Source organism: Serratia sp. CY74737 (genome assembly GCF_052166775.1).
Lineage (GTDB): Bacteria > Pseudomonadota > Gammaproteobacteria > Enterobacterales > Enterobacteriaceae > Serratia > Serratia ureilytica.
The window spans coordinates 207,636-219,758 of record NZ_JBJNOF010000013.1 but is presented as its reverse complement, the minus strand read 5'-3'; the positions used below and the strand labels follow the sequence as shown (position 1 = coordinate 219,758).

Here is a 12,123-nt window from a genome sequence, read left to right as displayed (position 1 = left end):
CGGTAATGATCTGGTGCTCGGTGAATCGGGCTTTACGCATGACGATCTCCTCAGGGGACATAATCAGTATGTCGGAAGATCTCTAAAAGTGAATGGTCCGTTTTACCGGGATGCTTACATCGCCTCTTTACTTTTGAGCTATTACATTACTTATATAAAAATCATAAAGCCAATTAAAATAACTCATCAAAGCAACAACGAAATAAAAGTCAGAATAGGTAAAAGGTCGATGATATTTTTATTACCTTTGTTGCTACTTGCCCCTGCCATTGTACAAATACTTCCTCTTTTGTTCTTACTAAGCCAGCTAGAGTTTACAGACGGCAGTAGCGATTTTGCTCAACTGGCTTTACTTGCTGCCGTAGCTCTAACATTTTCCACCTTAAGTATTCTACCTGGCACTATTTATATAAATGAAAAGAGGAATGGTGGTATGCTTCACTCCATTATTATTATATTAGTATCAATCCCAACAGCCTTAGTTGTTTTATCCATGATATTCAGACCAATACCAAATATGATTATAAATCTAACAATGAATCTATCTGGTATTAGTGACTGGCGCATCCATCAGTTTTACATCAAAGAAGAAACTCACCCTCATACCATGTTTAATGATCTATTATGGAATACGAGATATTTTCAAAACATACCTAGTAGATTCTTTATCACTGGCGTTAGTGTATTCACTTTAGGTAATAAACAACTAATTTGCCCAACAACAATCATACAAGCTAGAGCAGAAAGTTTAAAACTAACGGTTGATGACATCAATAAATATGATGAGAAATTAGTCAAGTTAAAAGCATCCGCGATGAATTGCATTCCATTTAACAAAGGTGAGATCCATGTTTGGGACTCACCCATTCTAGAGCCAGTTTATTATGAAAAGATAAAAATAAAAAATGAAAACAGCATGATAAAACTGATGCAATCATTGAAATGACAACATCATAATTACAGCTCTCTAAACAAACCTTATGAGGGCTGTTACTACCACTCGAAAAATCAATCAATTAACTAGTAAAGTAAAATTAAAGATATTAATATGGAAATAACCAATAAATATTTTCATCTATAACGAGTCAACCAGAAATCATATAATTAAAACCTAATTCGATTTCAACATAACCTCCTCACCCCGTTTCCACACGATAAACCCGGCCTCATAAGGATGCAGAGGCGTACTGACAATAACACTGTATCCTTCACCGGGGATAAAATCATACTCATCGACTCCAGAAACACACTTCCCCGGTTCCAACGCTACAGGTGTGTTTGCATATGACTTTTCATAGACATAATTATCATTCCCATACTTCCATATGGCTACCTTGAGAATGGTCTCCTCTCTTTCCATGTCATTCTTATCGACAAAAACGCAGATCTTGCTGCCGACAGCAGCTGCTTTTGCCGGGCGTAAATTGACTTTATCCCCCATAGGGCAACCAGAGATAAAAAGAGGAATAAAGAGTAAGAGGAGTTTTTTCATAATGGCTGCCGGCACTTCCAGTTACAGGTTGTAATGCCTATAGAATTAATAAATCATTCTCATGACAATAATTAGCCAAAACATATCGTTAAACTCTAATCGGGCTTCAGCATCATGTTCTTACCTTTATTCCACACAACAAAACTGGTCCGATACGAATTCAGCGGTGTTCTGACCAACACAGTGTATCCTTCACCAGCGATAAAACTAAACTCACCGATACCTGGAACACACTTGTTAGCCTCTAACGTTACCGGATTATAAGCATATGACTTTTCATAAACGTAGTCATCCCCTCCCTGTCTCCAGATGGCGATATCCAGTATGGATTCGTTTTTTACGATATCGTTCTCATTAAAAAAGACGCAGACTTTACCGTCTACGATCTTACTTTGTACTTGATAGAGATTAAACCTGTCACCCGTTGGGCAACCCGAGATAAAAAGAGGAAGAAGAAGGAATAAATATTTTCTCATAGCGGCAGCCCTGCGCTTCTGATTATGGGTTGAAATTGTGACAATGTCCGTCTGTCCACTATCCCGATGAGTTTCCTGTTTGGCAAGCGGAAGAAGGTATTCGCCCCATATCTCTTGAGAATGAAATAGTCCGCAATTATCGATGCCTGCTGTTCCATGCTGTAGTGGCGCAGCAAAGGTTGATCAAGCCGATATTGATAACTTACCGCCCAACTGAGAAGCCCACGGGTGCGTACCCACATGCCCTTCTGGTGCTGCCAAACGTGTGCCATTTCATGAATAAAAAGGTGCTGTGCTTCAGGATCCTGGCTCGCATAATTTCTTTCATAGAGTGATCTGCGAAAGTACAACTCCCCATTCGGGCTCATCGCCGTGTACTGATTCTGCAACCCAAATGGCAGGTAGCTGTCGCAATGGACCAACACACTCTGATAGAAAATGGTGCTGCCAAACACCGAGCGTGCCAGATTGACTTCGCCCGGTGTTAACGCCCGCGTGATCCCTTCCTGTTGTGGCTCCATCCTGGAACTCCTTGATCCGAAAGAGTTCAATGAAACGTCATTTTAACCTTTAAGGTCAATCAGATAGGCCTTAGGAAAGCATCAGGAAGATCCGGTTTTTACTGAAATGAGAAATACGTCAATACAGAGTAAAGTAGGCAAATAGTTGAGGCGGGCAAATTACAGGCACAAAAAAACCACCTTTCGGTGGCTTCTTGTTCGCGCGGTACTTAATGGTGCCGAAGGCCGGACTCGAACCGGCACGTATCTCTACGGTTGATTTTGAATCAACTGCGTCTACCGATTTCGCCACTTCGGCCCTGAAGTAGTATGCGGAAAACGGGTGAATTATACCTTCCCGCGACCAGCACGCAACACTTATCCGTTGTTCAATGAGTTAAGTGTCGAAAAAACCGCCGCCACGCGCGTTTGTCCGCCCCGTCTTCTCGCTCCACGCCCTTCACAACCCTGTTAATGGTGAGCAGGCTGTTGCAACGAGCACCCAAGATAAAGCGCCACACTCACGTAATACCGTCCGATCCCAGGTTCCAGCATCGTTTCACAGAGCAATGATGGCTCCTGTGCCGTACGTCATTCACTCCCACGAGCCAGAGCCGCTCGCCCAACTAGCGAAACAGGTTCAGGAACCCGCCACGCGGAAGGTAGCACCTGCCCCCATCGCCACTGTCTCACCCTGCGCCTGGCAAAAACAAAATAATCCCCAGCCGTAATGGCAATGCTGCAAATAATTGCACGTCAATGTGTCAGCGAATAAAGAATGAGGTTGCGCAACATTCCGAGAACAGTATTTTTTCATTAATGAATGTCAGATGGGGAAATAAAGAAGCGGAATGCTGCTTTCAGGGGAGAGACGCTATTTCGGTTAGATGGGGGGTTATCTAAAATCACCAGAAAATAGCGTACATACGTAACAAAATAGCAACTCAAGGCGTAAAAACCAGCAGAGAACACTTGCCTCTGCAGAGTTAATAGCTTTAAGATGATGTAAGAAAATTTTCCCTGGTGTTGGCCAATATTGGCAGCCTGACCTACGCGGTCAGGTTTTTTTTTATATTTTTTATCAAAACATTACCGGGAAAGTGTATCGCCTTAAGGGGTGAGAAACTAGTTAGACTAAAGTACAGTCCCTTACTAGACCTTTATCAGTTCATGCAGGTTATTATTTTAAAGCGCAGAGATCGGGGCCGGTGCTGTATTGCTTCCCTCTCGTGAGCCGCCACGCTGCCCACTCAATACCGATTAACGCCCATCATTTCCGGTTCGAAAGCTACCGTGAGCGAGCAGCCTATCCATCCACCGGTTTAATCAGCCGCAGCTCCATCCCCAGGCGCACGGCATGTCGGGCATTCGTTACCCCCAACTTTTTGACGACGTTGGACATATGGTACTTGATGGTGCCGGTCTTTATGCCCAGGATCATCGCCGTTTCCTGGTAGGTTTTACCCACGCTGGCCCAATAGAGGATTTCGTTTTCCCTGTCGGTAAAGCGGGCGTTGCCCTCCAGCGCTGCGGCGTTTTTATCTGACGGTGGGGCCAGCGCCAGATACGACTCATGAATTGAGGCCAGCAATACCGAGATTTCACCTTTACGTTCGATGAGCGCCGGGACGATTTCCGCTTTCTGTTCTGCGCTGAAGGCAAAGGAAAGCGTGACGAGATTATTGTTGTAATCGTGCAATACGAAGGTATAGCCGTGCGTCACGCCAAACTCGCGGGCCTGCTCGAACAGTTCGGGAAAATGCAGCCCTGAGTCGGCCATGATTTGCTCGTCCCAGGCGAAGGGGGTCAGGCGGTTGCGGGCGGTAATCACCACCGGATCAATGTACTGCAACCCCTGCTCTTGATACTTGTTGACCCATTCAGTCGGGTAGTTGGTGACGCCAAAAATACAGGAAATGTCTTTTTTGGATAACACCACATACGCCCACAGGAGCTCGCCCAACTCCCCCAACGCCGCTTCCAGGCGCTTGCCGATGATATTGCTGAGATTGTATTCGTCTTCCATTGACTGCCCGCTCCCTCTATCCGCATGCCGCAGGGTTGACTATAGCACGACGAAAAGCGACAGGTCGGGGGAGTGGTTCACCGGGGGCATACAGCACCCACAAAAAAGGCGCGGCCCCGCGGCCACGCCTTTTCCCATACCGCTCGCCCCGCTACTTGCGTTTGAGCAGCATATACACGCTGATCAGCAGGAACAGCATGCTCGGCAGCAGCGCCCCCAGCACCGGCGGCATGCTGTAAACCATGCTCAGCGGGCCGAAGATCTGATCCAGTACATAGAACAGGAAGCCGAAGCTGATGCCGGTCACCACGCGGATGCCCATCGGCACGCTGCGCAGCGGGCCGAAGATGAACGACAGCGCCATCAGCATCATCACCGCCACCGACAGCGGCGAGAAGATTTTTCGCCACATGTTGAGCTGGTATTTGTTGGATTCCTGGCCGCTCTGCTTCAGGTACTTCACGTAGTTGTGCAGCCCGCTGATGGAGAGCGAATCCGAATCCAGCGCCACCACGCCCAGCTTGTCCGGGGTCAGGTTGGTTTTCCATTCGCCGGTCAGCGTCTGGGTGCCGGTCACCTGTTTCGGGTTGGTCAGATCCGAGGTGTCCACCTGCGAAAGCTGCCACAGGCCGTTCTCGAAGCTGGCGGTGGCGGCATAGCGCACCGTCTCCAGGCGACGCTGATCGTTGAAGTGGTAGATGTTGACGCCGGAGAGTTCTTTATCGCCGGAGACGCGCTCGATGTAGATGAAGTCGTTGCCGTCCTTCGCCCACAGCCCGCTCTTGGTCGAAAGCAGCGAGCCGCCGTACATCTGCTGGGCGCGGTAGTTGCGCGCCATCTGCTCGCCCTGCGGCGCCACCCACTCGCCAATCGCCATGGTCAGCAGCACCAGCGGAATGGCGGTTTTCATCACCGAGCCGGCGATCTGCAGGCGGGTGAAGCCGGAAGCCTGCATCACCACCAGTTCGCTGCGCGTCGCCAGCTGGCCCAGGCCGAGCAGCGCGCCGAGCAGCGCCGCCATCGGGAAGAAGATCTCGATGTCTTTCGGCACGCTCAGCAGGGTGTACATGCCGGCGCTCAGCGCGGTGTATTCGCCCTGGCCGACCTTGCGCAGCTGATCGACGAACTTGATAATGCCGGACAGCGACACCAGCATGAACAGCGTCATGATGATGGTGTTGAAAATCGTTTTACCGATATAACGGTCTAATACGCCAAACATCAGGCCGCTCCTCTCAGGCGTGCGCGCAGCTTGCGCATCGGCACGGTATCCCACAGGTTCAGCGCCAGCGCCAGCGCGAAGTAAACGCCGTTAACCAGCCACAGCCACAGCATCGGATCCAGCTTGCCCTTGCCGGCGTTGGAGCGCAGCGAGGTCTGCAGCAGGAAGAAGATCAGGTACAGCAGGATGGCCGGCAGCATGCTCAGCACGCGGCCCTGGCGCGGGTTCACCACGCTGAGCGGCACCACCAGCAGCGCCATCAGCGCCACCGACACCACCAGCGTCAGGCGCCAGTGGAATTCGGCGCGCGCGTCCGGATCGTCGGATTCCCACAGCGTCTGCATCGACATCTGTTCGGATTCGGTGTTGTCCGCCGCCACGGTGCGGTGGCCAATCACCGCCTTGTAGTCGGTGAAGTCGGTAATGCGGAAGTCGCGCAGCAGCGCGGTGCCTTCAAAGCGGGTGCCCTTGTCGAGCGTCACCACCTGCGAGCCGTCTTTCTGCTGCACGATGTTACCGTGCTCGGCCACCACCACCGACGGGCGTTGGTTGCCATTCGGCCGCAGCTGCGCCAGGAACACGTCGTTGAAGGTGCTGCCCTTCACGTTGCCGATAAACAGCACCGCGTTGCCGTCCTGCGAGGGTTTGAACTGCCCTTCCGCCAGCCCGGCGATGCTCGGGTTGGCCTTGGCTTCGTTCACCACCACGTCCTGATAGCGCGAGGCCCAGGGGCCGGCCCAAAATACGTTCACCGCCGCGATCGCAGAGGTGAGCAGCGCCAGGATCATGGCGGCAATAATCAGGGTGCGTTTACCCAGCCCGCAGGCGTGCATGACGGTGATTTCGCTCTCGGTATACAACCGCCCAAGCGTCATCAGCAAGCCGAGAAACAGGCTCAAAGGCAGGATGAGCTGCGCCATTTTCGGCACGCCCAACGCGAGCAGAGAGAGTACTAAGTTTGTCGGGATATTGCCGTCCACCGCGTCGCCCAACACCCTGACCAAATTCTGACAAAAGAAGATCAGAAGCAGGATGAACAGGATGGCGATTTGGCTCTTGAGCGTTTCCCGTACCAGATATCTTATGATGATCACGCTTATTACGCCTGTGAAAACTTGTCTTTTTGCAGGAAAATCGATAATTTCATCGTTAATCCGCCATTTATTCTCATCATATGGCAACCTTCACAGCTAAAATAGTATTACAACATCAAGCCGTTTGGGTGTCCTATAGGAACTTGCTTATAGTCGCCAAAACAGAGCAATTTATGCCGTTCAGGTTAACATAATCCGTTAACTCAAATGGCAGGAGATCGTTACGGAGTCGGTTATTCTAGCCGTAGCGTCCGCCTTTGTCTTTAAGATTCAGGAGAGTGCATGGAGTTCAGTGTAAAAAGCGGTAGCCCGGAAAAACAGCGCAGTGCCTGTATTGTAGTCGGCGTTTTCGAACCGCGCCGCCTGTCCCCTATCGCAGAACAACTCGACAAAATCAGTGATGGTTATATCAGCGCATTGCTGCGCCGTGGCGAACTGGAAGGCAAGGTCGGGCAGACGCTGCTACTGCACCATGTGCCCAACATTCTCTCCGAGCGCATCCTGCTGATCGGCTGCGGCAAAGAGCGCGAGCTCGATGAGCGCCAATACAAGCAGGTGATCCAGAAAACCATCAATACCCTCAACGACACCGGCTCGATGGAAGCGGTCTGCTTCCTGACCGAACTGCACGTGAAAGGCCGCAACACCTACTGGAAAGTGCGTCAGGCGGTGGAAACCGCCAAAGAGACGCTCTACACCTTCGATCAGCTGAAAAGCAACAAGGTGGAGCCGCGTCGTCCGCTGCGCAAAATGGTGTTCAACGTGCCGACCCGCCGTGAGCTCACCAGCGGCGAGCGCGCCATCCAGCACGGCCTGGCGGTGGCTTCCGGCATCAAGGCGGCCAAAGATCTCGGCAACATGCCGCCGAACATCTGTAACGCCGGCTACCTGGCCTCGCAGGCCCGCCAACTGGCGGACGCCTTCAGCACTAACATCACCACCCGCGTCATCGGCGAACAGCAGATGAAAGAGCTGGGCATGAACGCCTATCTGGCGGTCGGCGCCGGTTCGCAGAACGAATCATTGATGTCGGTGATGGAATATAAGGGCAACCCAAATCCGGACGCTAAGCCGATCGTGCTGGTAGGCAAAGGGCTGACCTTCGACTCCGGCGGCATCTCGATCAAACCGGCCGACGGCATGGACGAGATGAAATACGACATGTGCGGCGCGGCGACCGTGTACGGCGTGATGCGCGTGGTGGCGGAGCTGAACCTGCCGCTGAACGTGATCGGCGTGCTGGCCGGCTGTGAAAACATGCCGGGCGGCCGGGCGTATCGTCCGGGCGACGTGCTGACCACCATGTCCGGCCAGACCGTCGAGGTGCTGAACACCGACGCCGAAGGCCGCCTGGTGCTGTGCGACACCCTGACCTACGTCGAGCGCTTCGAACCGGAGCTGGTGATCGACATCGCCACCCTGACCGGCGCCTGCGTGATCGCCTTGGGCCACCACATCACCGGCCTGATGTCGAACCACAACCCGCTGGCGCACGAGCTGCTGGGCGCTTCCGAGCAGGCCGGCGATCGCGCCTGGCGTCTGCCGATGGCCGACGAGTACTACGAGCAGCTGGACTCCAACTTCGCCGACATGGCGAACATCGGTGGCCGCCCTGGCGGCGCCATCACCGCCGCTTGCTTCCTGTCGCGCTTCACCCGCAAGTACACCTGGGCGCACCTGGACATCGCCGGCACCGCCTGGCGCTCCGGTAAAGCCAAAGGCGCGACCGGCCGCCCGGTGGCGCTGCTGTCTCAGTTCTTGCTCAACCGTGCAGGTCTGAACGGCGACGATTAAATCTGAGCGGTAATTCAGGTATAATCCCAAGGGGCACAGCATGCTGTGCCCCTACATTTTTTTATCGGCAGCGGTGGATCCTTAATGAAACAGGCGACGTTTTATTTGCTCGACAACGCGGAACCGTCAGGCGCGCTCAGCGCCCATGAGGCCGTGGCCTGCGCCGTTGCCGCCAGCGGCTTCCGTTCCGGCAAGCGGGTACTGATCGCCTGCGAGAGCCAGGAGCAGGCCCAGCGGCTGGACGAAGCGCTGTGGCAGCGCGAGCCGCATGAATTCGTGCCGCACAACCTGGCCGGCGAAGGGCCACACTACGGCGCGCCGGTGGAACTGTGCTGGCCCGGCAAGCGCGGCAATGCCCCGCGCGATCTGCTGATCGCCCTGCTGCCGCAGTTTGCCGATTTTGCTACCGCTTTCCATGAAGTGGTAGACTTCGTTCCTTACGAAGACACTCTGAAACAGTTGGCGCGCGACCGTTACAAGGCCTATCGCAGCGTCGGCTTCCATTTGACCACGGCTACGCCGCCAACTCACTGAATACGATAAAGAATGGAAAAGACAAACAGTCAGCTCGACACCGCATACGACCCAAAACAGATCGAACAGAAGCTGTACGATCACTGGGAGAGTCAGGGTTACTTCAAGCCGAACGGCGACACCAGCCAGGAAAGCTTCTGCATCATGATCCCGCCACCGAACGTCACCGGCAGCCTGCACATGGGCCACGCGTTCCAGCAGACCATCATGGACACCATGATTCGCTATCAGCGCATGCAGGGTAAAAACACCCTGTGGCAGGCGGGCACCGACCACGCCGGCATCGCCACCCAGATGGTGGTGGAGCGCAAGATCGCCGCGGAAGAAGGCAAAACCCGCCACGACTACGGCCGTGACGCGTTCATCGACAAAATCTGGCAGTGGAAGGCGGAGTCCGGCGGCACCATCACCCGCCAGATGCGCCGTCTGGGCAACTCCGTGGACTGGGAGCGCGAGCGCTTCACCATGGACGAAGGCCTGTCGAACGCGGTGCGCGAAGTGTTTGTCCGTCTGCACAAAGAAGACCTGATCTACCGCGGCAAGCGCCTGGTGAACTGGGATCCGAAGCTGCGCACCGCCATCTCCGATCTGGAAGTGGAAAACCGCGAATCCAAAGGCTCCATGTGGCACCTGCGCTACCCGCTGGCCGACGGCGCGAAAACCGCCGAGGGCAAAGACTACCTGGTGGTCGCCACCACCCGTCCGGAAACCGTGCTGGGCGATACCGGCGTGGCGGTCAACCCGGAAGATCCGCGCTATAAAGATCTGATCGGCAAAGAGATCATTCTGCCGCTGGTCGGCCGCCGCATCCGCATCGTCGGCGACGAACACGCCGATATGGAAAAAGGCACCGGCTGCGTGAAGATCACCCCGGCGCACGATTTCAACGACTACGAAGTCGGCAAACGCCACGGCCTGCCGATGATCAACATTCTGACCTTCGACGGCGACATCCGCCAGGAAGCGGAAGTGTTCAACACCCTGGGCGAAGTCTGCACCGACTACTGCAGCGAAATCCCGGCCGAGTTTCGCGGCCTGGAGCGTTTCGCGGCGCGGAAAGCGGTGGTTGCCGCCTTCGATAATCTGGGCCTGCTGGACGAGATCAAACCGCACGACCTGACGGTGCCTTACGGCGACCGCGGCGGCGTGGTGATCGAACCGATGCTGACCGACCAATGGTACGTGCGCACCGCGCCGCTGGCCAAAGTGGCGGTGGAAGCGGTCGAACAGGGCGACATCCAGTTCGTACCGAAGCAGTACGAAAACATGTACTTCAGCTGGATGCGCGACATCCAGGACTGGTGCATCTCGCGTCAGCTGTGGTGGGGCCACCGCATCCCGGCCTGGTACGACGTGAACGGCAAAGTCTACGTGGGCCGCAGCGAAGAAGAAGTGCGCAGCGAGAACAACCTGGGCGCCGACGTGGTGCTGACCCAGGACGAAGACGTGCTGGACACCTGGTTCTCGTCCGGCCTGTGGACCTTCTCTACCCTGGGCTGGCCGGAGCAGACCGAGGCGCTGAAAACCTTCCACCCGACCAGCGTGATGGTCAGCGGCTTCGACATCATCTTCTTCTGGATCGCGCGCATGATCATGCTGACCATGCACTTCATCAAGGATGAAAACGGCAAGCCGCAGGTGCCGTTCAAGACCGTCTACATGACCGGCCTTATCCGCGACGACGAAGGCCAGAAGATGTCCAAGTCGAAAGGCAACGTGATCGATCCGCTGGACATGGTCGACGGCATCTCGCTGGAAGATCTGCTGGAAAAACGCACCGGCAACATGATGCAGCCGCAGCTGGCGGAGAAAATCCGCAAGCGCACCGAGAAACAGTTCCCGAACGGCATCGAGCCGCACGGCACCGACGCCCTGCGCTTCACCCTGGCGGCGCTGGCTTCGACCGGCCGCGACATCAACTGGGACATGAAGCGCCTGGAAGGCTACCGCAACTTCTGTAACAAGCTGTGGAACGCCAGCCGCTTCGTGCTGATGAACACCGAAGCGCACGACTGCGGCTTCAACGGCGGCGAGAAAGTGCTGTCGCTGGCGGATCGCTGGATCCTGGCCGAATTCAACCGCACGGTGAAAGCCTACCGCGAAGCGCTGGATACCTACCGCTTCGATCTGGCGGCCAACATCCTGTACGAATTCACCTGGAACCAGTTCTGCGACTGGTATCTGGAGCTGACCAAGCCGGTGGTGAGCAACGGCAGCGAAGCGGAACAGCGCGGCACCCGCCACACGCTGATCACCGTGCTGGAAGCGCTGCTGCGCCTGGCGCACCCGATCATTCCGTTCATCACCGAAACCATCTGGCAGCGCGTGAAGCCGCTGACTGGCACGACCGCAGACACCATCATGCTGCAGCCGTTCCCGGCCTACGACGCCGCGCTGGAAGACGAGCAGGCGCTGAACGATCTGGAGTGGATCAAGCAAACCATCATCGCCGTGCGCAACATCCGCGCCGAGATGAACATCGCGCCTAGCAAAACGCTAGACGTGCTGCTGCGCAACTGCAGCGCCGACGCCCAGCGCCGCGTGCAGGAGAACCAAAGCTTTATCGCCCGTCTGGCGCGCCTGGAATCCATCGCGCTGCTGCCGGCCGGTGAGAAAGGCCCGGTCTCCGTCACCAAGCTGGTGGACGGCGCCGAGCTGCTGATCCCGATGGCCGGTTTCATCGACAAGGACGCCGAGATCGCGCGTCTGGCCAAAGAGATGGGCAAACTGGATGCGGAAATCGCCGCGATCGAAGGCAAGCTGGCGAACGAAGGCTTCGTGGCGCGCGCGCCGGAGGCGGTGGTCGCCAAAGAGCGCGATCGTCTGGCGGCCTGCAAAGAAGGCAAAGTGAAGCTGCAGGAACAGCAGGCGACCATCGCCGCGCTGTAATCCACCGGCTCACGCCAACGCCTGAAAAACAGCGGGGTCTTCCCCGCTGTTTTTTTATCGCCGTTGCATCCGGGCCGGGTTAGATGTTATTACAAG

At 54.9% G+C, this 12,123-nt stretch carries 10 protein-coding genes and 1 tRNA gene; 4 read left to right on the top strand and 7 right to left on the bottom strand.

All coding sequences use genetic code 11. The annotated features are described in order from the left end of the window. Positions 1 to 946: hypothetical protein (locus tag ACJ8PE_RS18490; RefSeq protein WP_442536829.1), on the top strand; the 946-nt coding region annotated here is incomplete at its 5' end. Between the two features lie 165 nt (positions 947 to 1,111). Here ACJ8PE_RS18490 and ACJ8PE_RS18485 read toward each other — a convergent pair. From ACJ8PE_RS18485 to lptF, 7 genes are all read right to left on the bottom strand, one after another. Continuing rightward, entirely contained in the window at positions 1,112 to 1,492 is a 381-nt protein-coding gene (locus ACJ8PE_RS18485) for a putative T6SS immunity periplasmic lipoprotein (protein WP_197793323.1), read from the bottom strand. 95 nt (positions 1,493 to 1,587) lie between these two features. Further along, positions 1,588 to 1,968 carry a putative T6SS immunity periplasmic lipoprotein gene (locus ACJ8PE_RS18480; RefSeq protein WP_197793322.1) on the bottom strand — a complete coding sequence of 127 codons (381 nt, stop codon included), beginning with the start codon at positions 1,966 to 1,968 and terminating at the stop codon, positions 1,588 to 1,590. Next, positions 1,965 to 2,489, bottom strand: a complete 525-nt coding sequence (locus ACJ8PE_RS18475) for a type IV secretion protein Rhs (RefSeq protein WP_197793321.1) — start codon at positions 2,487 to 2,489, stop codon at positions 1,965 to 1,967. Before ACJ8PE_RS18475 ends, ACJ8PE_RS18480 begins: the two co-directional genes overlap by 4 nt. A gap of 213 nt (positions 2,490 to 2,702) precedes the next feature. Beyond that, positions 2,703 to 2,787 (bottom strand) — tRNA-Leu (locus tag ACJ8PE_RS18470). 987 nt (positions 2,788 to 3,774) lie between these two features. Then, entirely contained in the window at positions 3,775 to 4,494 is a 720-nt protein-coding gene (locus tag ACJ8PE_RS18465) for an autoinducer binding domain-containing protein (RefSeq protein ID WP_117187889.1), read from the bottom strand. A gap of 151 nt (positions 4,495 to 4,645) precedes the next feature. Then, entirely contained in the window at positions 4,646 to 5,716 is a 1,071-nt protein-coding gene (gene lptG / locus ACJ8PE_RS18460) for an LPS export ABC transporter permease LptG (RefSeq protein WP_033641698.1), read from the bottom strand. Next, positions 5,716 to 6,810: an LPS export ABC transporter permease LptF gene (gene lptF, locus ACJ8PE_RS18455; protein ID WP_033641697.1), complete on the bottom strand. Its 1,095-nt coding sequence runs from the start codon at positions 6,808 to 6,810 to the stop codon at positions 5,716 to 5,718. The genes lptG and lptF overlap by 1 nt, the downstream gene beginning before the upstream one ends. A 282-nt stretch (positions 6,811 to 7,092) precedes the next feature. On the opposite strand from lptF, the gene pepA reads away from it, so the two are divergent. From pepA to ACJ8PE_RS18440, 3 genes are all read left to right on the top strand, one after another. Then, positions 7,093 to 8,604, top strand: a complete 1,512-nt coding sequence (pepA, locus tag ACJ8PE_RS18450; protein ID WP_004933352.1) for a leucyl aminopeptidase — start codon at positions 7,093 to 7,095, stop codon at positions 8,602 to 8,604. Positions 8,605 to 8,688: 84 nt separating this feature from the next. Continuing rightward, a complete protein-coding gene (locus ACJ8PE_RS18445; RefSeq protein ID WP_025305119.1) occupies positions 8,689 to 9,138 on the top strand; it encodes a DNA polymerase III subunit chi in 450 nt (149 codons plus the stop codon). A 12-nt stretch (positions 9,139 to 9,150) separates the two neighbouring features. After that, entirely contained in the window at positions 9,151 to 12,027 is a 2,877-nt protein-coding gene (locus ACJ8PE_RS18440) for a valine--tRNA ligase (protein ID WP_197793320.1), read from the top strand. Positions 12,028 to 12,123: the final 96 nt, after the last annotated feature.